The sequence below is a fragment of the Deinococcus misasensis DSM 22328 genome (assembly GCF_000745915.1).
Taxonomy (GTDB): domain Bacteria; phylum Deinococcota; class Deinococci; order Deinococcales; family Deinococcaceae; genus Deinococcus_C; species Deinococcus_C misasensis.
On sequence record NZ_JQKG01000004.1, the window covers coordinates 172348 to 197361 of the forward strand.

The window sequence follows — 25014 nt, forward strand, 5'->3', positions numbered from 1 at the left end:
GGATTCTTGCAGGGTTATGGCACATAAAAGAAAAAGCCAGAGGAGATTCCTCTGGCGTGGAAAGGTGTGGTCTTCAGACTTCCACAGAGCGGAACTCGTCTTCCAGAATTTCTTCCCGGCTGACTTTGCGAATGCCCCCTTCTGGCAGCAACATGGCGATGGCTGTGGCCAGCAAAGTCACCCACAAACCCACCTGATACAGCAAGGAAACCGCATCGGTGAAAGACTGCTTGATGCCTGCTGCAATTTCATCAATGACCGGAATGATTTTGGTTTTCGCCTCATCCAGCCCTTTCAGGATTTTGTTCAGTGAAGAGGCAGGAACGGTTTTCAGGGTGTCTTGCTCTTTGGCGTCCAGTGTTCTCAGCACCTTTTTCAGGGCTTCTTCTGGAGCGGTTTTCAGGGCTTGCTGCTCTGCCTGATCCAGTTTCACCAGCGCAGCTTCAAGGGCTTGCAAGGGGGCCTGTGCAGCCACGGTGGGCTCTCTGGCGTCCAGCTTGGCAAGTGCACTGCTGTAAGCCTCCTGTGGAGCGGTTTTCAGCAGGTTTTGCTCTCTGGCATTCAGGCCGGTCAGGATTTTGTTCAGGGCTTCCTCTGGAGCGGTTTTCAGGGTTAGCTGTTCTTTCAGGTTCAGGCCGTCCAGCACTTTCTGAAGGGCGGTTTCACGGGCCTGTTGCAGGGCTGCAGGATATGCAGCATCCAGTCCAGCGTGGGTTTGTTGCAGGGCTGTCTGAATGGCCTGTTCTTCGGCTGCACTTTCCGACTGATCCAGAGAGGCATTGATCTGCTGGACGGTGGCCTGCCGGGCTTCCGGGGTGGCCAGAGCCTGCACAGGCAAAGCCGACAGGGCTTTTTTGAGGGCCTCGGGCAACTGGGGGCTTTGCAGCACAGGAGCCAGATCACCAGCAAGGATGGCCCGGTCTACTGAAGTTTTCTGGGCTTCCATGCCCTGTTTGACTGCGACGCGCACCCCTCCTGCAGTGAGGGTTTTTCTGAGGGCTTCAGGGGTGGAGGGGCTTTTCAGCAGGGCCTCAATGGCCTGAGGGTCGTTGTTTTGAATGGCCCGGGTCAGCAGGTCTTTTTGTTGCTCCATGCCTGTTTTCACTTTGGCTTCCAGACCGCCATTTTGAAACAGCCCTTTGAGTTCTGCCGGCAGGGCTTTGTTGCTCAGGACTTCCTGCACAGCTTGCGCATCGTTTTTCAGGATGGCGCGGGTGAACAGTGCCCGTTGTGCAGCAAAACCGGCTTTGACTCTGGCGGTGACCCCTCCGTTCTGAAAGACGTTTTTCAGTTCTGCAGGCAAAGCAGGATTGCTCAGGATCTGTGCGGTGGCAGCAGGATCGTTTTTCAGCAGGGCCTGACGGATCAGGGTTTTCTGCTGCTCAAACTGAAAGCGGATGTTGCCCTGAATGCCACCATGTTGCAAGGCGTTTTTCAGTTCTGCAGGCATCTCTGGGTTGGCCAGCAGGGTCTGGATGGCCCGAGGGTCTGCCTCCAAGAGGGCTTTTTTGAACAGCGCCCTCTGGGCCTCGAAGCCTTTTTTGACCTGTGCGGCAACCCCACCGTTTTGCAAAGTGGTGCGCAGCGCTTCAGGGGTGGAGGGACTGGCCAGCACTTCACGCACGGCGGCAGGATCGTTGAACAGCAAGGCACGGGTCAAGAGGTCCCTCTGGTGACCGATGGTGGTGCTCACCTGTGCCCCCACCCCCTGCTGCACCAGAGCTTTGAGTTCCTGAGGGTAGGTTTGGTCTTCCACAATGCGGGCAATCGCTCTGGGGTCCCGGTCCACAATGGCCCGTCTCATCAGGCCACGCTGGGCCTGAAAAGCCTTCTGGATGGTGCCTTCAAAACCACCGTTTTTCAGCACGTCTCGCAGTTCTTTGGGGGTTTTGGGGTCGTTCAGCAACGCTTGAATGGCTTTCGCATCGTGGTCTTGCAGGGCAGCCACATAACGGCTGCGGGTTTCTTGCAGTTTTGCAGTGGCTTCTTTCTTGAGTTTGGGGGCATCAAAGCTCTGGGCACTGTTGCCTTTTTTCCCAGAGTTTCCAGTCACGCTGAATTGTGACTGCATGCTGGAGGGCAGTTCTTTTTTGGCATGCTCTACCGTGTCGTTGATTTCGCTTTTCAGGGTTGATGCAAACAGGGTCCCGAGCACCGCCACCCCGATGGTGCTGCCCAGTGAACGCAGGAAGTTGTTGGTTCCGGTGGCCTGCCCGATGTCTCTGGGATCGATGGCGCTCTGGATGGCGAGGGTCAGCATCGGCAGCACCGGACCCAATCCCATGCCCACCACAATCATCTTCCAGGTGAGTTCAAACTGGGTGGAGTGGGGGGTGAGGGTGAATCCCATCAGCACAAACCCGAGCATCAGGATCAGGCTGCCTGCAAAAATGATCGGTTTCATTTTGCCGGTTCTGGCGTACATTTGCCCAGACACGATGGCGCTGAGCACCAGTCCGATGGTCAGTGGAAAGGTGGTGAGGCCAGCGTTGGTGGCAGAAAGCCCCACCACGTTCACCATGAACAGGGGCAAAAACACCGTGGCCGCGAAGAACACCACCCCGAGGATGAAGGTGGTCAGGTTGGCAATGGCGATGGTGCGGTTCCTGAACAGGCGCACATTGATGATGGGGTCCTGGACCCTCAGTTCGGTCAGGATGAACAGCACAAGGGCCAGCACAGCACTGCCCAGCAAGGTCAGGATTTGCCAAGAGCCCCAGAGCCAGCCACTTTCACCGGGTCCAACGCTGGTTTTGCCCATGGTGAGGCCCAGCAGCAAAGTCACGCTGAACACAGAGAGCAGCATGGCCCCGAGCAGGTCGATGGGTTGCCTTTTCCGTTCCTGCTTGAGGGTGGGCATCAGGAGCATGGGAATCAGGGTCAGGACCCCAAGGGGCACACTGATGAAAAACACGTTGTGCCAGCCGAAGTGGTCGGTGACGTATCCACCCACAATGGAGCCCAGCACCGTCGAGAGGCTGAACGCTGCGCCAATCAAACCGGTGAATTTGCTGCGCTGCTCGGGGGGGTAAAGGTCTGCAATCACGGCGTACATCAGGCCCAAGAGGGCTGCGCCCCCTAGACCTTGAATGGCCCGGCCTGCAATCAGCATGCCCACCGAACCCGAGGTTCCGCACACCACCGAACCAGCAATGAAAATCAGGGTACCCAGAATCAGGATCGGTTTGCGGCCCACCAGATCGGACAGCTTGCCGTAAATCGGCACCAGTGTGGTGCTGGCCAGCAGGTAAGCGGTGGTGATCCACGAGTACAGGCTGTTTTCGATGTTCAGGGCGGTTTGAATGGCCGGACCTGCCGTGGACACGATGGTCTGGTTCATGCTGGCCAGCAAAACCGCCAGCAAGACGGCCATCAGGGCCATGCTGGTTTGCCGTTTGGTGAGGGTGTTGTAGGGGGTTTGGGTCATGGGTGTTCTCCAGAGGGCAAGGCCTGACGCAGTTTGTGCATCAAATCCAGCAGGTTTTTGAGTTCTTGAGGGCTGAAAGCTGCAAAAAGGTCTTGCAGAGGTTGCTGAAAGGTGCGACTGGCGTCTGCAAGAGTGTTTTTCCCCCGATCGGTCAGTTCGATGTGCAGTTTGCGGGCATCAGTGGGGTGAATGCTGCGCAGGATCAACCCTTTCTGCGAGAGGTCATCCAGAGCTCTGGAAACCCGGTGGGGGGTCACCCCGAGGGCTTGCGCCAGCTTCTTGGGCTGGTGGGCATGCTGGCAAATCAAGGTGAGCAGCAAAAGTTCTTCCAGATCCAGACCATGGCGTTGCTTGAGGGTCTTGAGGTGGTGTTGCTTGAGGTGGTGGGAGAAATTCCAGTGGGTCCAGATCATTTCGGTGACCACCTGAACGGCTGCGGAGGGTGGATGCTCTGGGGGATTCATGGGTGCTCCTTGCCCCTTGGGGCCTGCACTTATAGCATATTCCCATCAATTGCATTATTGCAACTAATTCTATTTAACAAATAATGTGCTTTTTTGGTGCAGGTTCAAAAGAGAGCAGAAGAGGATCTTGAGGTCGTTCTGGACAGCGCAGTGTTGCGTTTGTCAAGGTTGGTGCTTTAAAGCAGAAGCTGACCTGTGTGCTTTTTGCTGACCGCTGAAAGCTGAGGGCTGACGGCTTTCTCAGTCCACATGCCAAAAGACAGACTCTGGGCTTTCCTCTGGCAAAGCGGCAACTTCAGCCAAAAGGCAAATGGCGTAGAATGAACCGAGATGTCCACCCTGCCCTCTGCTGAACTCACCGAACTGGCTTCCCGGTACCTGCTGGTCTACTGGCAGCATCGGGAGCATTTTGCACGCATGCTGGCCCCGATCCTCAAAGCCGAACATGGCCTTGAACTGCGGGATTACGGCATCCTGCGTTACCTCGAACAGGATGGGGTGACCCCCGGCGTGCTCTCAGAGGTGTTGCACCTGCCCGGATATGCCACCAGCAGGCTTCTGGACCCCCTCATCAAAAAAGGCCTGATTGTGCGCTCTGTGGACCCTCAGGACGCAAGGCGTTACCTGTTGCAACTCACCGAACAGGGAAGGGGGGTGATCCGCACCATTGAAGGCCGTTTTGCACAGGAACTGGCCCGCACTTTTGAACGTCTGGGCAAAGACCGGGTGATGGTGCTGATGGACACCCTCGAATCCCTCTCCAAGGTTTGACGTGCAGGTTCCCCCTCCTCCCGAGTTCCCTGTGGTGTTGCTGCCACCCCTCCTGCAAGAGGCCCTGACTTCACGGCCCAACCGGGAAACTTTTCCAGAGCCAGAGCCTGTTCTGCCCGACTTCACGCCCCCTCTGGGCCTGCGCATCACCACCACATTGATGCACCTGTTCGGTCAGAGGAAGCAAGCTGAAGTGCGCCTTGAACAGGCGAGAAAACCCCTGCTGGAACAGCATGAACAGCAGGTGAAGGCTTTTCTGTCCCGCAAAGCCGACTTTGAATCACAGGAAGACCAGAAGTTCACCCCTGAAGCCCTCAGGGACCACCGCAAAAAACGCACCCTCAGTTTGCTGGAGGCCAGCGTTCCAGAGGTCGGACGGGAAGGCTATGCCCCTCTGGGTTTTGCCGAGGATTTTTTTCTGGAACACCTGCAGGAGCACTTCGAAGGGCGCATCGGACGGCATTTTCAGGTGGGCAGCAACCACTCCAGAGGATTTGAATACGTTCCAGACTTCGTGTACTTTGATCCACGCTTCAAACTGCGCGTCTGCATTGAGATCGATGAACCCTACACCACAGGCAAAAAAGCCATCCATTACACCGAATTTCAGGAAAGCCAGCAGGAGTGGGTCAGCTCGGACAGTGAAAGGGACCAGCATTTTCTGGAGCTGGGCTGGGCGGTGGTGCGGTTCAGTGAACAGCAGGTGCTCACCGATCCTGTGGGGTGCTGCAAGGTGGTGCAGCAACTGATCGAGCAGGTGACGCTGGAAAAGCATGCCGATCTGGAAGGGGTTTCACCTGTGGCTTCCCACCCACGCTGGGACCGCCTGACCGCCAACCTCTGGGCGGAAACCGAATTCCGCAAGAGTTACCAGCAAGGAATCACGGCTTCCAGACAGGTTGAGGGGCCATCAGGACCTCAAAAACCAGAGCCTGAACCTTCTGAGCACCAGAAGGCCATTTACCAGTTTGCCCGTGAAGGCAACGGTCACGGGTTGGTGCTGGCGGTGGCCGGGTCTGGCAAAAGCACCACCCTCCTCAGAACGGCCCGGGAAGTGCTCTCCCGCAACTCCAACGCCGAAATCCTGATGCTGGCCTTCAACAAAACCATCCAGCAGGAGTTGCAGGAAAAGTGCCGCCTTCAGGGTCTGGACGCCGTGCAGGTGAAAACCCTCAATGGATTTGGGTACAGTGTGATCCGCAAACACTTTCCAGACATGGCTCTGGAACCCACCTGGAAACGCTACGGTGGGTATGTGGCCCGCTCCCTCAGGGCACGTTTTCATGCCAACTTCGATCAGGACAAGAAAACCGTTCTGAAACTGCTGGCCCTTTGCAAAAGCTACCTGATTGATCATCACAGCCTGAACGAAGTGACCCGCGTGGCCACCCAGTACCGCATGGACCCGGACGCCATCAAGGACTTGCATCCCGTGCTGGTGGAGGTCATCGAATGGGGCCTCAAGGAAGCCCGGCGGAACCAGAAAATCGACTTCGATGACCAGTGCTGGTTGCCGGTGCACCTCAACCTCTCCGTGCAACCTTATGATTTTGTGCTGATTGATGAGTGTCAGGACCTCACGCAGGTGCAACTGGAACTGGTGAAACGCTCCATCAAGACCTCGGGCCGAATGCTGTTTGTCGGAGATGAAGCGCAGGCGATCATGGGTTTCCGGGGGGCCGACAACCAGAGCGTCAACAACATCCGGCAACTTTCCCCCACCGAGTTTCCCCTGTCGGTGTGTTACCGTTGCCCCACCACCCACATTCAGAAGGCCCAGCAGGTGTTTCCTGTGATTCAGGCTGCCCCATCTGCCCGAGTGGGGACCGTGCAGGAAATTCCGTGGCAGCACCTGTCCAGCTTCGCAGGACCAGCGGATTTGATGTTCGGCAGAACCCGCCAGACGGTCCGACAGGCGTTTTACCATTTGGTCCGCAGTGGTCGCAAAATCAACTTCCTGCAAAAAGCCGTTTCCAAAGACGATTCAGAGGAAGCCTCGGGTCTGACCTTGCAGGAGGCCATCGAGAACCTTCAGGACCTGGCCATCGACATCCACCAGCAAGCCCAGCACAACAGCATTTCTTACGCCGAAGAGTTGGGCAGCCGGTTCACCCGCAGCCATGCCAGCCGCAATCCCAGCGAACTCGGGGCGCAGCTTTACGCCCTTCAAGGCCTGTTCCGTTCCCGAGAATTCCTGACCGGAGAGGACTTCTTGTTTTTCCTGAAACACCAACTGGCCCCGGACCCCAGAGGGATCATGTTGTGCACCGCACATCAGGCCAAAGGTCTGGAAGCCGAACGCGTGTTTGTGCTGTCTTTTGAAGATTTCAATGTGAAAGACCAGCGCATGCTGGAATGGGAACACCAGCAGGAAAGAAACCTCTGGTATGTGGCCCTGACCCGTGCCCGCAAAGAACTGTATCTGGTGAGAAGCTTCAAGGCCTGAAGTGTGAAAGGCAGATCAAGAACTTGCCTCTGGAAACAGGCTTTCTAGGGTGAGGGCGAGCAGTCCAGCGGTCAGGGCACCCATGAGCACCAGAGCAAAATTCTGCTGGGACAGTCCATTGATGATCGGACTGCCCAGCCCTCCTGCCCCGAGTGCTGCGCCGATGGTGGCGGTTCCCACGTTGTACACCGTGCTGGTCCGAATCCCGGCCAGCAAGACCGGGTAAGCCAGAGGAAACTCAATGCGCCAGAGGCGTTGGAGTCCAGTCATGCCCATGCCAGTGGCGGCGTCCAGCACCCCTTCATCGAGGTTTTTCAGGCCAGCGATGCCGTTGGACACCACCGGAAGCAGGCCGTAAAGCACCAGTCCCAGCAGGGTCGGGTACACCCCGAAGCCCAGTGCAGGCACAGCCAGAGCCAGAATCGCAAGGGTCGGTACGGTCTGCCCGAGCCCGGTGAGGGTTTCGGTGAGTTGCAAGAAGGCGTGGTTGCCTTTGCGGGTCACAAAGACCACCAGAGGCACCGCAATCAGCAGGATCAGGGCTTCTGCCAGCAACACCAGCAGCAGGTGATCGAGGGTCAGTTTCCACAAAGGGGCGTCCAATGTGGGCACAATTCCAGCAGCAAGAGGGGCCACGGCTTTTTCGAGCCATCCCGGAACGAGGGCCAGCAACAGCAAAAAGGGCCAGACCCACTTTTTCATCTGGGCCTCTGGGAAATCAGGTCCCTGAGGTGAAGCACCCCGAGGGTTTGCCCGTTGTTCAGCACGGCAAGCTGGTCCACCCGGTCTCGCAGCATCACCGACAGGGCTGTGCGCAGGTGATGGTCTGCTTCGATGGAAACCAGACCTGAAGCGTCACCGGGCTGCACCAGATCCCGGACGGGCCGGAGGGCCAGTTCGGTCAGCACGGCATCCTCACCCATGAATTGCTGCACAAAAGGGCCATTCGGTTGGTGGATCAGCGCTGAGGGTGGTCCAAATTGCACCAGTTTTCCCTCATGCATCAGGGCGATGTCGTCTGCCAGCACAATGGCTTCGTGCAGGTCGTGGGTGACCAGCACAATGGTTTTGGAAAGTTTCCGCTGGATGCTGAGGAACTCCTGCTGCAATTTTTCCCGCACAATCGGGTCCAGAGCCCCAAATGGCTCATCCATCAAGAGGACTTGTGGGTCAGCAGCCAGAGCGCGCGCCACCCCCACCCGTTGCTGTTGACCTCCAGAGAGTTCTGCGGGCTTCTTGTTGCGGTACACCACAGGATCCAGTCCGACCAGTTCGAGGAGTTCATCCACCCGTTTCTGGACTTTTTCTTTTGGCTCCCTGAGCAGCTCTGGCACCACTGCAACATTCCGGGCGATGCTCAGGTGGGGAAACAACCCGATCCGCTGGATCACGTAGCCCATGTTCCGCCTGAGCACCTCGGGTTTCAGGGTGCGGGTGTCTTTTCCGTGCAGCAGGATCTGCCCAGAGGTGGGTTCAATCAGGCGGTTGATCATGCGCAGGGTGGTGGTCTTGCCACAACCTGAAGGTCCGAGCAGTGCAGTGATTTTGCCTGCCTTGAAGGTCACGTTCAGGTTCTGCACGGCAAACTGGCTCTGGTAGGCTTTGCTGACCTCTATCAATTCAATCATGGTGTGTTCCCTGTGGGGTGAGCTGGCGTTCCAGCAGTTTGAACAGGCCGTCCAGCAGCAAGGCCAGACCCATGGCTGGTAGTGCACCCAGCAAAATCAGGTCGCTGGCCCCTCCCTGAAGTCCTTTGAAAATGTAAGTTCCGAGCCCTCCTGCACCAATCAGGGCAGCAATGCTGGTGATGCCAATCAAGAGCACACTGGCTTGCCGCACCCCTGCAAGCCAAACCGGCAGGGCCAGAGGCAGTTGCACTTTCCAGAACACCTGCCTTGCCGTCATGCCCATGCCTTTTGCTGCGTCAAGGGTATCCGGGTCCACGGTTTGCAGGGCCACGATTCCGTTGCGCAGGATGGGCAGCAGGGCATAAAGGGTGAGGGCCACCAGAGCCGGGGCCGTGCCAATGCCTCGAATGCCCAGCTCTTGCAAAAAAGGCCATTTCTGGGACAAGGCAGACAGAGGGGCAATCAACAGACCCAGCAAGGCCAGACTCGGGAGGGTTTGCAGGGCTCCTGCAATTTGCAAGGAGATTTGAGCCGTTCGGGCAGAACGGTTTCCCCACACCGCCAGAGGCCCCGCAATCAAAAGCCCGAACCCAAGAGCCGTGAAAGTCAATTTGAGGTGCTGCAGGAATTCCAGGGCAAAGCGTTCCCCTTCGTTCTTGCCTTCAATCAGCACACTCCAGCTGTCCAGACCGTGCAGTGCAGCAAAGAGCAGCATGCCCGGCAGCCAGAGCCACCACAGGATTTTTTGCCACCCTTCTGGCACAGTGAGGGTGCCCAAAAAGACCATGCCACTGCCCAACATCCACAGCCAGAACCCACTGCTCGCCGAAGCCCGTGCGATCTCGGGTTGTGAAACCATTTGCCCCACGGTTTGCCCGCCCAGCAGCACCACCCCGCCCAGCAAGGCCAGATTGACCCCCACCCAGAGCAAACGGGGTTTCCAGAAAGCAGGCAGCAGCAACAGCAAAACCACCCCACCCCCCAGCAGTTGCATTGAGAAGGGAAGGGTGTGGAATTCAGGCAGGGCGATGCGGTTGGGACGCACGCCCACCCACGGCAAAAACAATGCTGCAATCAGCAAAAGGGTGGGCAGCAGCAAGACCCGCCAGTCAAAAAGCCTTGTCATGCCAGCATTGGGTTACTTGATGAGGCCTTTGCTTTTCAGGAAGGTCTGGGCCACTTCTCTGGCGGGTTTGCCTTCCACGGCAATCTGGGCGTTCAGTTTCTGGATGCCCGTCTGGTTCAGGGTGCGGAACGCTTTGTTCAGAAGGGTCTGGATTTTGGGGTTGGCTTTGAGGACTTCCGTGCGGATGATCGGTGCTGGCTGATAAACCGGCTGCGCGTTTTTGGGATCCTTGAGGACCACCAATCCCAGAGCGGCAATGGTGCCGTCGGTGCCATAAGCCATCGCGGCATTCACACCGTTCTGACCGCTGGCTGCGGCCTGCTGGGTTTGCAGGGGGGTGGCCCCGGCCAGCAGGAGTTTCTGGTCGGCTTTCAGTTTGAAGCCGTAGGTGTTCTCAAAAAGCTGGAAGGCGTCGGGGCGGTTGAAGAACTCGGGACTTCCGGCCACCTTGAGGTTCCCGCCTTTGCTCAGGTAACCGGCCAGATCCGCATAACTGGAGAGCTTGTTGGCTTTGGCAAATTTGGCAGGCAAAGCCAGAGCCCAGGTGTTGTTCACATTGGCCGGGTTCAGCCAGGTGATGCCGTTTTTGGCATCCAGAGACTTGGCCAGTTTGAAGATCTCTTTGGGATCCTGCGCTTTGTCGCTGGCAATTTTGGCCTCTGGGAACAGGTACACGGCGTTTCCGGTGTACTCGGGGTACACGTCGATTTCTCCGCTCAGGATGGCTTTGCGGGCCACCCCGGTGTCCCCGAGGCTGGTTTTGTCGGTGACTTCAAAGCCCGCGTCTTTGAGGGTGAGCAAAATGATTTGCCCGAGCAGTTGGGCTTCCGGGTCGAGTTTGCTGGCCACCACGATGGGTTTGGCAAAAGCGGTGCTGCTGAAGGTCAGGGCGGCAAGGGCAAACAGGGTGTGTTTCATGGGGGATCAATCCTTTCGGGGGTATGGCGGTTTCATTCAGTCTGAAGTGGAAGTGTTGCGAATGGCGAACCACGGTTGTGGCCCACTGAAGTCATAATACCGGGTGGAGTGGATCTGCAATGGACCCTGAATTCCAGAGTTGAGGGTGCCGTTGTGCAAGCGGATGCCCTGATAGCAATGGGGTGCCAGGTGCTGGGAGGCCCGTTGGTGGTGTGGGCTGTGCTGCCAGTATCCCAGAGCAGATGGATCACACAGCACCACCAGATTCAACCAGTTGTGGTCATCAAGGGGTTTGGAACTGTAACTGAGGATGGGGCTGGTGGGATCTTGTTTGAGGTGCTGCACCAGTCTGGCGTCGATGTCGGTCAGTTCTTGCCGAATTTGCGCTGGAATGTCGGGTTTGAGGATGGACCGGAATCCCACAAAAGCCAGGGTAGGTAAATTCAGCAGGGCAGAGCGGTGAAAGACATGCATGAAGGTGGATGGATGGGGTTCTGTTTGGCCTTGCAGCACAAACTTCAGCAACTGGTCGCGCAAATCCACCAGATCCCAGAGGTCTTTCAGGTTGTGGGCGGGATCTGCGAAAGACCGCTCGGGGTGGTGTTCTTGGGGCTGGAGTGGCAAAAAGCGGTCTTGAGGGGGACTTGAAGTCATCGGGCACCTTCCGTCAAAAGCAAGTTTTCAGGGGTTTGGAATGCAAACAGGCTGTGGTATTGGCTTTTGTGCACTGGCTGGTGGTGGCTGAATCCAGCATCAGAGAGCACTTGCTGGCCTTGTGGGGTGTGGTGCAGTTCAAGCAGTCCCTGCAGCAGGTCCTTTTTCTGGTGTTCTGGAAGACTGCAGTGCACCACAAAAGGGGGAGCTGGGTAAGGCCCGAGGGTGAGCAGGGAACACAGGTGCTTTTTCCACTCGGGGTTGTGCTGTAGCGCCCACCAGAGCACCTGACTGTCGATGGCTGCCACATCCACCTGACCAGCAAGCACCCATTCCATGGATTGGAGGTGGGAGCCAGAAGGTGTCCATGTTCCGGTGAAATTCCCTGTGGAGGTCAGCCATTTGAGGGGTGCAGCAAAACCGGACAGCGAGGTGGGATCGTTGTAGGCCCAGTGCGCAGCATGCAGATGCTTTGCCTGCAGGGAACGCTCACGCAGGGCAATCACTTCGCTGAAGTAAACGGGTTTGCCTTCTGCTCTGGAATCCAGGGGTACGGGTGCAGCGAGGAATTCGAGGTCCGGGGTGTGCAGCCCGAGCAAACCGCAAATGAACCCACCCTGTGCCTGTCCACTGGCCAGTTGCCGGTGTTGGATGTGCCAGTGAAGATGAGAAGGGTTTTCAAACAGTTGGGAGCTGTTCGCTTCGAAGTGTGAAACCAGATGCTGAAGGTGCAGTTGATGACCCGGTCCCAGCAAGGAGACCAGTCGTAATCGAGTGGATGTTGACATGTTGTTTTTCCTTTCTGGGATGGAAAGGTGCTTTCTTGATGCAACATCCTAAGATAGTTTACAGATATTGTCAACTATTAAGCCCATGGGAAGATCCCTGCGACCATGTTCAAGAAATCGACCCTTCTGCAAACAAAAAATCGTGGATTTGAGGGTTTGATGAACCACAAACCCAGCAAGACATTTCTGTGGCTACCTGCACCCGGTTCAGCAAAGACGGTTTTTTCTTCTTGCAGAAAAAAATTTCTTGGGTGTTGACTGGATGTGCACCCTTCAGGGGTCTTGCAGGACAGATCGGATTGAATTATATTGGGCACATCACCTTGTAGAAGTTTAAGTAAAGCTTTACGTAAAAACTTTGGCTTTGTACCGGGGTTTCCGCGCAAATGCCAAGGACAACAGAACGAAAAGCTTTACTGAAAGGAGCAGGCATGGACATCAACATCAAAGAAGTGGCCAGAAAAGCTGGGGTGTCCATTGCCACCGTTTCGAGGGTCATCAATGGCAAAGAAGGCTACTCTGACCTCACCCGGCAGAAAGTCATGCGGGCCATTCAGGACCTCAACTACAAACCCAATGCTCTGGCGCGGGGGTTGCTCAACCAGAAAACCCAGACGCTTGCCATCATCTTTCCGCAGGTGTCGGACATGTTCACCGGACGTGTCCTGAGGGGGGTGGAAGCTGCCGCCCATCAAGAGAACTTCAGTGTGATCGTCTGCAAAACCGATGGAAGCCATGTGCGCACCATGCGACACCTTGAACTCCTCGCAGAGAAACGGGTGGATGGCATTGTCTTTGCCAGTGAAATTCTGGTCAAAGAATACAGCGATTTCATCCAACGCCTGAAAATCCCTCTGGTGGTGCTCTCAGGCGAGTCCGATGATCCCGGCATTCCCTGTGTGCGTTGCGATGACCAGAAGGCTTCTTTCACGGCCACCTCTTACCTGATCGGTCAGGGCCACACCCAGATTGGCATGCTGTACGGTGGACGAAAAGGCAAACTCGATGAAATCACCCGGGTGGTGGGCTACCACGAGGCCCTCAGCCACTTCCATGTGCCGTTTGACCCCCACAAGGTGATCACCTCCGAAGGCTTTGGTTTTCAGGAAGGCAAAACCGGTGCAGCCCAATTGTTGGACCGCTTTCCGAATCTGACCGCGATTTTTGCAGCCAGCGACGAAATGGCAGTGGGCGTGATTGCCGCAGCCTACGAGCGGGGCATCCGGGTGCCAGAGCAGCTTTCTGTGGTGGGTTACGATGACCTGCCCATTGCCGAAATGACCACCCCTCCGCTGACCACCATCCATCAACCGCTTTACAAGATGGGTTTCAAGGCGGCCAGCATGTTGCTCGATCACATCCATGGACGTGAAGATTTGTTTTCCAGTGTGGTGTTTCCGCACACCATCATTGAGCGGGGGAGTGTGTCGCGACCGTGAATTTTTTTGACACATCAACGTAAAGGTTTACGTAAAAAGCAACCAGAGAGCAGAAATCCCAGCAACCCTTCTGTTCAGATCTGGTGATTGAGCAACGCTCAAACCACCATCCAGAACAGACGTAAACCTTTACGTAGGAGACCAGCATGCAGTGGTGGAAGAACAGCATCGTTTACCAGATTTACCCCCGCAGTTTTCAGGACAGCAATGGAGATGGCATCGGCGACCTGAAAGGCATCCTCAGCAGATTGGACCACCTGCAGAACCTCGGGGTGGATGTGGTCTGGTTGTCACCCATCTACGACTCGCCCAACCATGACAACGGCTATGACATCCGCAATTATCAGCAGATCGGAGCAGAATTTGGAACCCTGCAAGACTTCGATGAACTCCTGCAGGAAGCCCACCGGCGCGGCATCAGGATCATCATGGATCTGGTGGTCAACCACACCAGCAACGAGCACCCATGGTTCCAGCAATCCAGAAGGTCTCTGGACAATCCCTACCGGGATTACTACATCTGGCGCAAAGGTCAGGAGGGTCAGGAGCCCAACAATTGGCTGTCCCACTTCGGCGGATCGGCCTGGACGCTGGACCCCCTGACCGGAGAACACTACCTGCACCTGTTTTCCGAAAAACAGCCCGACCTCAACTGGGAAAACCCCAAGGTGCGTCAGGAGATTTACCAGATGATGCGCTGGTGGCTGGACCGCGGCATCGACGGTTTCCGGGTGGATGCCATCAACATGCTTTCCAAAACCCCCGGCCTGCCCAGCGTGCCTTCCAGAGATGGTGAAAAGTACACCTACGCAGGAGAGCACTTCATCAACGGACCCCGTTTGATGGAATTCTTGCAGGAAATGCATGACGAAGTGCTGTGCCATTACGACGTGCTCACGGTGGGGGAGACCCCAGCCGTCACACCGGACATCGCCATCCAGTTTGCGCGGGAAGGTCAAGGGCCTTTTTCGATGGTGTTCCAGTTTGAGCACATGGACCTCGACAGCGACCTCACCGCTCCTGTGCCCAAATGGACGGTGAAACCCTGGCACTTGCATGACCTGCGCGACACCCTCACCCGCTGGCAAAAAGGCATGGAAGGCCAGAGCTGGAACAGCCTGTACCTCGGGAACCACGACGTTCCCCGACAGGTGTCCCGTTTTGGAGACGCTGAAAAACACCATTATGAAAGTGCCACCCTGCTGGCCACCCTCATCCACCTGCAACAAGGCACCCCTTACATCTATCAGGGAGATGAGATCGGCATGACCAATGCACCCTTTGACCGCATTGAGGATTACCGGGATGTGGACACCCTCAACTTTTACCACGAACAGGTGAACCAAAAAGGCCGCTGCCCTGCGGAGGTCATGCACATCCTGCACCACAAAAGCCGTGACCATGCCCGGACCCCCATGCAGTGGGATGCCACCCCCTCGGCAGGCTTCACCACGGGTGAAAGCTGGATTCCGCTCAACCCGAATTTTCACACCTTCAATGTGCAAAACGACTTGCAAAGCCAGAAATCGATCTACCGTTACCATCAGGACCTCATTCGCCTCAGGCGCGAACACCCTGTGGTGGTGCATGGAAGGTACGACCTCTGGGCAGAAGACCACCCACACATCTACTGCTTCACGCGCACCTGTGATCAGGAACAACTGCTGATTGTGCTGAATTTTCGCGATCAGGTGACACCTTTCACCCTGCCAGAGGCTTTTCACTTCCGACCAGCCCATTTGCTGCTCGGCAACCATCCTCAGGTGGAGCACGCCCCTTACCCCTTGCTGAACCTCTTGCCTTTCGAGGCCCGGGTTTACCAGATCGTCCAATGAACCCTTTCGTCACGGTTGTACGCGCCCCCAAGCCATCTGCTCTCAAAGGAGAAGAAACATGAACAGAAACACCGCCGTCCGCCTGCTGTCCCTCGCCCTGCTTGCCAGCCTCACCCACGCCCATGCTGTGAACATCACGGTGGATTGTGGCAGTGGAAGCGGTTTTGCCAGTTGCAAAGAAGACGCAGAAAACTGGGCGAAGAAAACCGGCAACACCGTCACGGCCATGCAGACCCCCAACGATTCCAGCCAGAAACTCACCATCTTCCAGCAACAACTGGCTGCCAAAAGTGCAGACATCGACGTGCTGCAAATTGATGTGGTGTGGCCCGGCCTTCTGGGTGAGCACCTGCTGGATCTGAAAACCTACGTGGATCCTGCCGAAATCAAACAGCACTTCCCTTCCATCATCCGCAACAACACCTACGAAGGAAAACTGGTGGGCTTGCCGATGTTCACCGATGCAGGGATCCTCTACTACCGCACCGACCTGCTCAAAAAATACGGTTACAAATCTGCCCCCAAAACCTGGGCGGACCTCACCGCCATGGCCAAAAAAGTGCAGGCTGGAGAGCGCAAGGCGGGCAACGCCAAATTCATGGGCTTTGTCTTTCAGGGCAAAAACTACGAGGGCCTGACCTGTGATGCTCTGGAATGGGTGGCCAGCTTTGGAGGCGGTCAGGTGGTGGAAGACGATGGAACCATCAGCATCAACAACCCCAAAGCTGTGAATGCCCTCAAGACCGTGGCTTCGTGGGTGGGCACCATCAGTCCCGCTGCCGTGGTGACCTACGGTGAAGAAGATGCCCGCAACGTGTTTCAGGCTGGCAACGCCCTGTTCATGCGCAACTGGCCTTACGCTTACGCCCTCGGCCAGAGCGATGGCAGCGCCGTGAAAGGCAAAATTGCAGTGACCGCCCTTCCTTCAGGCCCTGGTGGGACCCCTGCTGCCACTCTGGGCGGATGGCAACTGGCCGTCAGCAAGTACAGCAAAGCCCCCAAAGAGGCCGCCGAACTTGCCTCTTATCTGGCCAGCAAAGAATTGCAGAAGAAACGCGCCATCGAACAGAGCATGCTGCCCACCCTGCCCTCGCTTTACGATGACAAAGAGATCGCCAGCAAAATGCCTTTCATTCCCGACCTGCTGGACGTCTTCAACAATGCCGTGCCCCGTCCCACCACCCCCACCAAGAGCAAATACAATCAGGTGTCCAACGCATTTGCCACAGCGGTCTACAACGTGCTCACCAAAAAGCAAACCGCACAGACCAGCCTCAAAAACCTTGAAACCCAGCTGGTGCGCATCAAAGGCCGGAACTGGTAACCTCACCCCGCAAGAAAGAAGGTGCCCCGCACAGGGGCACTTTCCTCAAGGAGCTTTATGACCGTGAAAAGCACTTTCAAGCGACAGGCCAGCCGGGGATTGGAAGCCAGACGCTCCACCACCGCCCTTTGGCTGCTGTTGCCCACCCTCCTGATGATTGCCGGAGTGGCAGGTTATCCCCTTTTGCGCACCATTTACCTGTCTTTCACCAGTTACAACATCAACACCGACCCCGGACCCACCTGGGTGGGACTGGAAAACTACTGGCTGACCACCCCTGAAGGGGTCGGAATTGGCCTGCTGCAAACCCCAGAGTGGTGGCAAGCCGTGTGGACCACCCTCAAATTCACCCTGGTGTCGGTGGGCATTGAAACCCTGATTGGGCTGGGGATTGCGCTGGTGATCAACAGCCAGTTCAAGGGCCGCGGAGCCGTGCGCACCAGCATCCTGATCCCCTGGGCGATTCCCACGGTGGTGTCCTCACAGATCTGGAACTGGATGTACAACGATTCTTTTGGCATTCTGTCCAGTTGGGGCCAGAAACTGGGCCTGCTGCAAGTCGGCGAGTCCTTCCTGTCCAACCCCGAGACCGCCCTCTGGGCACTGGTCAGTGTGGACGTGTGGAAAACCGTTCCCTTCATGGCCCTGATGATCCTCGCTGGACTGCAAAGCATCCCCAGCGACATGTATGAAGCTGCCGATGTGGATGGGGCCAGCAGATGGACCCAGTTCTGGCGCCTCACCCTGCCCCTCTTGAAAACCACTCTGGCTGTCACGGTGATTTTCCGTTTGCTGGACGCCCTGAGGGTCTTTGACATGCCCTTCATTGTGAAAGGCAACGCCCCCGAGACCATGACCATGAGCATTTACGCCCGACAGCAGATGTTTGACAATGCGCAACTCGGGTATGGCAGTGCAGTGTCCGTGCTGATTTTTCTGATCATCATGGTGATTGCAGTGGTGTACCTGTCCACTTCACGGGTGAAGTTCGACTGAGGAGGAATGATGAAAAACTTGCCTGTAACCCCTTTGCGCCTGATCTTCTGGGCGGTGGTGCTGGTCATGTTGTTTTACGTGCTTTTCCCGTTTTACTGGGCAGTGAAAACCAGCCTGACCGACACAGCGGTGCTGTCCAAATCGGCGCTGGACTGGTTTCCCAGTCGGCCCACCTTCAACAACTTCATTGCGGTGTTTGAGGGACAGCCCTTTGGGCGCAATTTGCTCAACTCTGTGGTGGTCGCTGGGGGGACCGTTTTGATCAGCCTGCTTTTGGCGGTGCTTTCCGCTTACGCTCTGGGGAAATTCCGCTTCAAAGGCAAAACCATCCTGATGTACGTCATTCTGGCAGTGTCAATTTTTCCACAGATTGCCGTGCTGGGCGGCATGTACACCATCATCCGGAGTCTGGGCCTGTTCAACACCTATCTGGGTTTGATCCTCAGTTACACCGCGTTCAGTTTGCCTTTCACGGTGTGGGTGCTGACCAGCTTTGTGCGGGACATTCCCACAGAGCTTGAAGAAGCGGCTGTGGTGGATGGTGCTTCCCCCTTGCAAACCCTGTTCAAGGTTCTCCTGCCCGTGATGACCCCTGCCCTGATCACCATAGGCATGCTGGGTTTCATCAACGCCTGGAATGAGTTTCTGTTTGCCCTGACCTTCACCTCAGATGACCGGGTTCGTACCGTTCCGGTGGCCATCGGGACCTTCAGTGGGGCTTCTGTCTACGAAAATCCATTTGGTCAGATCATGGCGGCCAGTGTGGTGGTCACCATCCCCCTGATTTTGATGGTCTTGTTCTTTCAGAAGCGCATTGTGTCCGGTTTGACCGCTGGGGCTGTGAAAGGCTGACCCATGAAAGGGTGGGATTTCACCACAGCTTGCAAGTGGAGCATTGCTGCGCTTTCACCTTCACTGCAATGGCAGCCAACAGTTGACTTTCAGCCCTCCATGTGAACCGATCTCTGCTCTGGCCTGCCCCCCCTGTGCTTGCAGGAAAGCCTGCACCAGAGGCAGTCCCAGTCCACTGCCTCCCAGTGCTCTGGAGCGGGCTTCATCGGTGCGGTAGTAGGGCTCAAAGATGCGGGACAATTCTGCAATTTGAACCCCGGGACCATCGTCTTCCACGCTGAACATCCCAGAAGGGTGCAACGTCACATGAATGTGGCTTTGTGCATAGCGCAGGCTGTTTTCCAGCAGGTTGGACACCACTTGCGCCATGCGGTCGGGGTCCACCTGCACTTTCACCTGCAGGTCAGGCACCTCCAAATGCAAGGACAGCTTTTGTTGCGCTGCCCGGAACGCGAAAGCAGACACCACATCTTCGAGCAGCACATTGAAGTTCACTTCTTGCAGTTGGAAGGGCAACTGGCGGGTGTTCACCAGCGTGAGGAGCCTCAGGTCTTCCACCAGACGGCCCAGCATGGCGGTTTGCATGGACAGTTTGCGCACTTCTTCGGCATCAAAGGGCAACACCCCGTCTTCCAACCCGTCCAGTCTGGCCTGCAACACCGCCAGAGGGGTGCGCAGTTCGTGAGCGATGTCGGCCATCATGCGTTTGCGGCCTTCTTCAAGGCTTTCCAGGGTGGAGGCCATCTCATTGAAGTTTTGCACCAGTTCGAGGGCTTCCTGGCCCAGCACCTGTGGTGGACTGGGTGCCCGGGCAGAGAGGTTCCCACCTTTGATGCTGCGGGCGGCCCGTCCCACTTCCGTGAGGGGTTGGGCGATGTTGCGGGCCAGAAAAAGGGCCAGCATGGATGCCAGTCCGGCACTGATGAGTGCCGCCCAGAGGGCATTCCAGCGCAGGCGTTCCCCGAGGATTTGTGCTTCCGGGCTGGGCCAGGGCTCTTTTGGAAAAGCATCCCACACGTTGCCCTGCACCGTCACCGAGATGGTGTAGGCGGTCATCAGAAAAGCCACCACCGGGGTGGAGATGGTCAGAAACAACATCACCCCCAGCAGGCGCAGGTAAATGCTGCCGGGTTTCATGGGCCTTCACCGAGTTTGTACCCCACGCCCCGCACGGTGACCAGCAGGGGGGTGGGGTCAAGTCGCACCATTTTTTGCCGCAGGTGCATCATGTGGGCGTCCACCACCCGGTCCATGGCTTCGGACTCGGGCAGGGCTTCCGCAATCAATTCTTGCCGGCTGAACACCCTTCCCGGACTGCGCGCAAGAATGGAAAGCAAGCGGAACTCTGCGGGCGTGACCTCCAGTTTTTTTCCAGAGAGTCTGGCGGAGAAACGCACCACATCCAGCTCAAGGTTTCCCACCCTGAGGGGGCGGTCATCGGTTTCATCGGGTTGCCGGGTGCGCCTGAGGACCGCCTTGATGCGGGCCAGCAGTTCTCTGGGCCGGAAGGGTTTGACCACGTAATCGTCTGCCCCGAGTTCCAGTCCCAGCACATGGTCGATTTCTTCTGCCCGGGCGGTCAGCATGATCACTGCAGTGCGTTTGCGGCTTTCGCGGATGGTGCGCAGCACTTCCAGTCCACTCAAGCGGGGCAGCATGATGTCCAGAAGGATCAGGTCCGGCTGGGTGGCCCGCCAGAGGGTGAGGCCCTCGGGGCCATCTTTGGCCCGTTCGGTCTGGTACCCATCCATCTGCAAGTAGCGCACCAGCACTTCTGCAAGATCGTTTTCGTCTTCCACAATCAGGATGCTGTGCATGTTCTTCATTGTAGGCAAGCCTTTGAACCCCGGGAGAAGGCTTTTTGAAGAAACCTTCACAAAGTGCAAGGCGGGCGAATCCAGAAAAGCCCTTTGACACAGGGGGATGGGCTCTTGAAGCTTTTTGCGGTTTGGGCATTCTGAAGAAAGAGCGTTTCAGACAGGGTTTTTGGGTTCATTAAAAATTCATGTGGGGTGCATCGGGGATTGAAAGTGTTGTCCCACACTGCGATCCATGAGACGCCTGATTTTGATCACCCTGGGGCTTTTTGGCGGTGCCCTCGCCGCTCCCCTCACCCTGGAAGACGCATGGCACATGTCCACCCCAGCCACCAAGACTGCAGATTTGCAGTGGAAAGCTGCTGAATTGGCACACCAGAAGGCCCTGTCTGCCACTGGTCCTGCTTTTCAATTCAGCACCAACCTCAATGTGTCCGGCAACTTCAGTCCACCAACAGACAGCACTTCGGGTTCCGTGACCGGAAAAGCCAGCTGGGATGTGACCCCATGGTCCAGTTCGGCGTTGAACCTCAGAAGCGCCGAGCGTGCCTTGCTGGAAGCCCAACTGGACCGTCAAACCCAAAAATCTGAGGCTTTCTTGCAGGTCACCGAGACATACCTTCAGGTGGAAGATGCCCGCTCGCAACTCGAACTGGCCCGTTTGCAACTTGAAGTCCAGACGCTGAAAGTGCAGAGCACAGAACAAAAAAGGCAACTTGGGCAGGCCACACAGGATGCGCTGGACCGTGCCCGTCTGGAACTTCTGAATGCAGAGAACACCCTGAAATCCCGCCAGAACACAGTGCAATCTGCCCTGCAAAGCCTCTCTTTGCTGCTGGGGATGCAAGTGCAAGAAGGGGAGACCACCGATCCGGCCCTCACCCTTCCGGCATTTTCCAATCTAGACGTGCTTTTGAAAAAGGCCGAACGCCACCCCACCGTGCAAAAAGCCAGACTGGTTTTGCAAGAACGCCAGGAGGTCGTCCAGGCCCAGCAACTCACCGCTGCCCTCCCGGACCTCACCGTGAACGGCAAACTCGGGAATTTGCCGGGAGGCTGGACGTTCAGCAGTGATTTTTCCCTCAAAACCGGCAAATGGGGGGCCTCAGCCAATTACCCTCTGGGGTCTTCAGGACAGAACAGTTTCGGTTATGCGGTGGGTTTGCAATTGAACTTGCCCCTCGATGCCCAGCAACCGTACACCTTGCAAAGCCTGATCAACCAGCAAGAACTGCAGGAATGGGCGGTGCAGAAGGCCCTGAACACCGCATTGCAGAACATCACCAGCCAGTACCACCTGTATCTCGAACAGGTGCAGCAACTGGAACAGCGCACCCTGCAACTCCGGCAAGCCGGGAACCAGCTGGAGGTGCAAGAAAAACGCCTCTCGCTGGGACTGATCACCAAACAGGACCTGCTGGAAGCCGAACTGGCCTTCAAAACCGCTCAGGAAAATCTCAAGCAAACCCACCGAAATGCGTACCTGCAAGCCCTGCGTTTGCGCATTGCCACAGGAGAACCTTTATGAAAATGCTGACCCTCACCCTTTTTCTGGCTTCCACCTCCCTCGCTGCTCCCCTCAGCTTCCAGAACGCATGGCAGAACACCTTGCAGCAAAACCCGGACCTGCAAAACGCCCGCAGTGACCTGCAAAATGCCCTCAATGACTGGAACATCCGGCAACAGGACCCCACGGCTCTCGCCGCTGACCTGCTGGCCGCAGAACAGGCTTTCACGCTGGCCAAAGTGAACCTGAAAGCCAGCGAATTGCAGGTGCAGCAATCCTTGCTGAACAGTTACACCCAGCTCCTTGAAGCCCAGAAGAACCTGGAGGTGATGAAAGCGCAAGTGGAACTCTCCCGCACCAAATTGAACATCCAGAGGGCCAAACAGCAATTGAAGAATGCCACCGCTCTGGATGTGGACAATGCAGAGCAGTCCTTGCAGTCGGACCAGCAGAATCTGGAAAGCCTCCAGAGCAACATCCCCATTTACAGCTTGCAGCTCAGCAAACTGTTCGGACAGAACCTCAGCGATCTGGAAGCCCAGCCTTTGCCTGCCCCGGTGGCGTTCACAGTGAATCTCGATGACCTCAAACAGGGCCTTGAGGGGCAACTCAGCAGTGTGGTGCAGGCCAGCCAGAACGTCAGAAGTGCAGAGTTGCAGCTCGCCCTGAGCAACAACGATTACACTCCACAGAGCACTTTGCAGGATGCCCGCAGCACCCTTGATGCCCGCAAACGCTCCCTGGAGAACACCCTGAAGTCGGCCTTCAACACCCTCACCGACACCCACCAGAAACAGCAGGAACTCTGGAAGAAAGTGCAGTTGCAACAAAAAGCCCTCGGAAACAGCCGGGAGACCCTCAAACAAACCGAAGCCCGCTTCAAGAACGGACAGGTGGCCAAAGTGGAGGTCTTGCAAAGTCAGGTGAACGTGCTGAACAGTGAACTGGGCTTGCTGCAGGCCCAGAACAACTTCCACAAGGGGTTGTTGTCGCTCGGAGCAGCTGCCGGGAACGATGTGGGAGGTCCCAGATGACCACTGCAGCAAGAAAAAAACCGCAGGGCAGCAGAAAACGCCTGTGGTGGTGGTTGGTGCCAGCCCTGCTGGTCGGGGCGGTCGTGCTCCTGCCCAAACCCACCCCTCCGGCTCAGGCTCTGGAGACCGTGCAGGCCACACGCGGGGTGTTTGAGTGGAAAGTCAGTGGGTCTGGAACCCTGCAAGCCACAGCGGTGCAAGAACTGCGTCCAGAGGTGACCGGGACGGTCACGGCTCTGGTGAAAGAAGGTACCCGGGTGAAATCCGGAGAGGTGCTCCTTCAACTGGATGCCCAGCAGGTTCGCAACGATCTGGAAACGGCCAGAGGCAACCTGCAGACCGCCGAGAACAACCTGCAGAACGCCAGACTGTCTTCCAGAGACAATCAGGGTTCCCAGCAACAGGCGGTGGAAAGCGCACGGGTGAACCTGAACAACGCCCGGCGGGATGTGCAGGCTGCACAGGAAACCGTTCAGCTCAATGGGCGGCTTTTGGAGGCCGGAGGGGTCAGCCAGCAGGCTTTGCAGGATGCCCGGACAGCCCTCCAGAAAGCCAGAGACACCCTGAATTCTGCGGAAGTGGCGTACCGCTCTGCCCTCAACACCCAGCAAACCCAGTTCAACAGCAACCAGCAATCCATCCAGAATGCCCTGCTCAGTGTGCAAAACGCCAAAATCAACCTGCAGGGTGCTGAACTGCAACTGGAAAAGCACACCCTGAAAGCCCCTCTGGAGGGCCAGGTGCTGGAGGTGACTGGAACGGTGGGTGCAGCGTCCAGCGGGGTCAGTGTGCAAATCGGGCAGGATGAAACGCTGGAACTCCCCATGCAAGTGGATGAAACCGGCATCCGTCAGGTGAAGGTGGGAGACCTGACCACCGTGACCCTCGACGCTTTTCCCGGTGAGACCTTCAAAGGCAAGGTCTCTGAAATCAGCCCGAAAGCCACCCTCCAGCAGAACATCCCGGTGTTTTATGTGAAAGTGCAGTTGCCCAACCCCCAGAAACGCCTGCGACCCGGCATGAGTGCGCAGGGAGAAATCGTGGTGCAGAGCATGCAAAACGCCCTGATCATTCCCAAGAAGGCGGTGAAGACCCTGAATGGCACCAGCACCGTCGAAGTGAAACAGGATGACACCCGCACCGAAAGCCGCACCGTCAAAGTGACCGATGGGGACGGTTTGAATGTGGTGGTGTTGTCGGGTTTGCAAGGGCAAGAGACTCTGGTGTTGCCTGAACGCAAAACCAGCCGTGCCCCCTCGGGGGGATTGATTCCGCCCAATCCGGGGGTGCAGTGATGGTTGCTGTCTCAGGCCAGAGTCCAGTGATTTCCGCGCAGGACCTCACGCGCAGTTACCTGCTGGGCGATCAGGCCTTTCAGGCCCTCAAGGGGGTCAGTTTTGACATCCAGCGAGGGGAGTTCACCGCCATCATCGGACCGTCAGGCAGTGGAAAATCCACCCTGATGAACATTTTGGGACTGCTGGACACCGCCACCTCGGGAACATACTTGCTGGATGGGCAGGACGTTTCTGCCCTGCAGGAAACCGAGCGGGCTGGAATGCGCAACCAGAAGATTGGTTTTGTGTTTCAGGCCTTTTACCTGTTGCCCAGACTGACTGTGCTGGAAAACCTCGAAGTGCCCCTGATTTACGCCCGGGTGCCTGCAAAAGAACGCCGTGAGAGGGCCATGGCCTTGCTGGAACGGGTGGGCCTTTCCGACAAACCCCACCACAAACCTCCCCAGCTTTCTGGGGGTCAAAAGCAGCGCATCGCCATCGCCCGTGCCCTGATCACCCGCCCGAGCCTGCTTTTGGCCGACGAACCCACCGGGGCTCTGGACACCCGCACCGGCGAGGAAATCATGGGGCTTTTTCATGAACTCCATCACGAAGGGGCCACGGTGGTGTTGATCACCCACGAACCCGACATTGCCCGGCATGCCTCGCGCACCCTCAGGGTCCGGGACGGCCTTTTGGAGGAGGTCTGAC

General features: G+C 56.9%; 21 protein-coding genes. 11 read left to right on the plus strand and 10 right to left on the minus strand.

The features are described 5' to 3' along the window. Positions 1 to 73: 73 nt before the first annotated feature. Together Q371_RS25365 and Q371_RS25370 are read right to left on the minus strand one after the other, a co-directional pair. The gene (locus Q371_RS25365; protein ID WP_051963281.1) at positions 74 to 3427 is read right to left on the minus strand and encodes a DHA2 family efflux MFS transporter permease subunit; all 3354 of its coding nucleotides are present in this window, start codon (positions 3425 to 3427) and stop codon (positions 74 to 76) included. Then, complete coding sequence (locus Q371_RS25370; RefSeq protein ID WP_051963283.1) at positions 3424 to 3891, minus strand: MarR family winged helix-turn-helix transcriptional regulator; 468 nt, start codon at positions 3889 to 3891, stop codon at positions 3424 to 3426. The genes Q371_RS25365 and Q371_RS25370 overlap by 4 nt, the downstream gene beginning before the upstream one ends. A 330-nt stretch (positions 3892 to 4221) precedes the next feature. On the opposite strand from Q371_RS25370, the gene Q371_RS04970 reads away from it, so the two are divergent. Together Q371_RS04970 and Q371_RS04975 are read left to right on the plus strand one after the other, a co-directional pair. Beyond that, entirely contained in the window at positions 4222 to 4662 is a 441-nt protein-coding gene (locus Q371_RS04970) for a MarR family winged helix-turn-helix transcriptional regulator (RefSeq protein ID WP_034336913.1), read from the plus strand. Position 4663: 1 nt separating this feature from the next. Beyond that, positions 4664 to 7108, plus strand: a complete 2445-nt coding sequence (locus tag Q371_RS04975) for a UvrD-helicase domain-containing protein (RefSeq protein ID WP_034336916.1) — start codon at positions 4664 to 4666, stop codon at positions 7106 to 7108. 15 nt (positions 7109 to 7123) lie between these two features. On the opposite strand, the gene Q371_RS04980 is transcribed toward Q371_RS04975, so the two are convergent. Genes Q371_RS04980 through Q371_RS25375 form a run of 6 tightly spaced genes read right to left on the minus strand, consistent with a single transcriptional unit; the run spans position 7124 to position 12222 of the window. Then, complete coding sequence (locus tag Q371_RS04980) at positions 7124 to 7810, minus strand: ABC transporter permease (protein WP_034336918.1); 687 nt, start codon at positions 7808 to 7810, stop codon at positions 7124 to 7126. Continuing rightward, positions 7807 to 8736, minus strand: coding sequence for an ABC transporter ATP-binding protein (locus Q371_RS04985; RefSeq protein WP_034336922.1), 930 nt, complete (start codon positions 8734 to 8736; stop codon positions 7807 to 7809). The genes Q371_RS04980 and Q371_RS04985 overlap by 4 nt, the downstream gene beginning before the upstream one ends. Further along, the gene (locus tag Q371_RS04990) at positions 8729 to 9862 is read right to left on the minus strand and encodes an ABC transporter permease (RefSeq protein WP_034336925.1); all 1134 of its coding nucleotides are present in this window, start codon (positions 9860 to 9862) and stop codon (positions 8729 to 8731) included. The genes Q371_RS04985 and Q371_RS04990 overlap by 8 nt, the downstream gene beginning before the upstream one ends. 12 nt (positions 9863 to 9874) lie before the next feature. Beyond that, entirely contained in the window at positions 9875 to 10780 is a 906-nt protein-coding gene (locus tag Q371_RS04995) for an ABC transporter substrate-binding protein (RefSeq protein ID WP_034336928.1), read from the minus strand. Positions 10781 to 10816: 36 nt separating this feature from the next. Continuing rightward, positions 10817 to 11434, minus strand: coding sequence for a hypothetical protein (locus Q371_RS05000; protein ID WP_034336930.1), 618 nt, complete (start codon positions 11432 to 11434; stop codon positions 10817 to 10819). Continuing rightward, on the minus strand, positions 11431 to 12222 hold the full coding sequence (locus Q371_RS25375) for a phosphate/phosphite/phosphonate ABC transporter substrate-binding protein (protein ID WP_084571240.1): 792 nt from the start codon (positions 12220 to 12222) through the stop codon (positions 11431 to 11433). The genes Q371_RS05000 and Q371_RS25375 overlap by 4 nt, the downstream gene beginning before the upstream one ends. Positions 12223 to 12653: 431 nt before the next feature. On the opposite strand from Q371_RS25375, the gene Q371_RS05010 reads away from it, so the two are divergent. From Q371_RS05010 to Q371_RS05030, 5 genes are all read left to right on the plus strand, one after another. After that, the gene (locus tag Q371_RS05010; protein ID WP_034336932.1) at positions 12654 to 13661 is read left to right on the plus strand and encodes a LacI family DNA-binding transcriptional regulator; all 1008 of its coding nucleotides are present in this window, start codon (positions 12654 to 12656) and stop codon (positions 13659 to 13661) included. Positions 13662 to 13807: 146 nt separating this feature from the next. After that, entirely contained in the window at positions 13808 to 15496 is a 1689-nt protein-coding gene (locus tag Q371_RS05015; protein WP_034336936.1) for a glycoside hydrolase family 13 protein, read from the plus strand. Between the two features lie 58 nt (positions 15497 to 15554). Continuing rightward, positions 15555 to 16820 carry an ABC transporter substrate-binding protein gene (locus tag Q371_RS05020; protein WP_034336940.1) on the plus strand — a complete coding sequence of 422 codons (1266 nt, stop codon included), beginning with the start codon at positions 15555 to 15557 and terminating at the stop codon, positions 16818 to 16820. A 57-nt stretch (positions 16821 to 16877) separates the two neighbouring features. Beyond that, positions 16878 to 17816 carry a carbohydrate ABC transporter permease gene (locus Q371_RS05025; RefSeq protein WP_034336942.1) on the plus strand — a complete coding sequence of 313 codons (939 nt, stop codon included), beginning with the start codon at positions 16878 to 16880 and terminating at the stop codon, positions 17814 to 17816. A gap of 6 nt (positions 17817 to 17822) precedes the next feature. Further along, positions 17823 to 18668, plus strand: coding sequence for a carbohydrate ABC transporter permease (locus Q371_RS05030; RefSeq protein ID WP_051963287.1), 846 nt, complete (start codon positions 17823 to 17825; stop codon positions 18666 to 18668). Positions 18669 to 18728: 60 nt separating this feature from the next. Here Q371_RS05030 and Q371_RS05035 read toward each other — a convergent pair whose 3' ends face one another. Continuing rightward, entirely contained in the window at positions 18729 to 19805 is a 1077-nt protein-coding gene (locus tag Q371_RS05035; protein WP_051963289.1) for an ATP-binding protein, read from the minus strand. Next, entirely contained in the window at positions 19802 to 20485 is a 684-nt protein-coding gene (locus Q371_RS05040) for a response regulator transcription factor (protein WP_034336948.1), read from the minus strand. The genes Q371_RS05035 and Q371_RS05040 overlap by 4 nt, the downstream gene beginning before the upstream one ends. Before the next feature lie 235 nt (positions 20486 to 20720). On the opposite strand from Q371_RS05040, the gene Q371_RS05045 reads away from it, so the two are divergent. Genes Q371_RS05045 through Q371_RS05060 form a run of 4 tightly spaced genes read left to right on the plus strand, consistent with a single transcriptional unit; the run spans position 20721 to position 25013 of the window. Continuing rightward, positions 20721 to 22013 carry a TolC family protein gene (locus Q371_RS05045; protein ID WP_034336951.1) on the plus strand — a complete coding sequence of 431 codons (1293 nt, stop codon included), beginning with the start codon at positions 20721 to 20723 and terminating at the stop codon, positions 22011 to 22013. Further along, positions 22010 to 23026, plus strand: a complete 1017-nt coding sequence (locus Q371_RS05050) for a TolC family protein (RefSeq protein WP_034336953.1) — start codon at positions 22010 to 22012, stop codon at positions 23024 to 23026. The genes Q371_RS05045 and Q371_RS05050 overlap by 4 nt, the downstream gene beginning before the upstream one ends. Continuing rightward, positions 23023 to 24321 carry an efflux RND transporter periplasmic adaptor subunit gene (locus Q371_RS05055; protein ID WP_034336956.1) on the plus strand — a complete coding sequence of 433 codons (1299 nt, stop codon included), beginning with the start codon at positions 23023 to 23025 and terminating at the stop codon, positions 24319 to 24321. The genes Q371_RS05050 and Q371_RS05055 overlap by 4 nt, the downstream gene beginning before the upstream one ends. Continuing rightward, positions 24321 to 25013 carry an ABC transporter ATP-binding protein gene (locus Q371_RS05060; protein WP_281174280.1) on the plus strand — a complete coding sequence of 231 codons (693 nt, stop codon included), beginning with the start codon at positions 24321 to 24323 and terminating at the stop codon, positions 25011 to 25013. Before Q371_RS05055 ends, Q371_RS05060 begins: the two co-directional genes overlap by 1 nt. Position 25014: the final 1 nt, after the last annotated feature.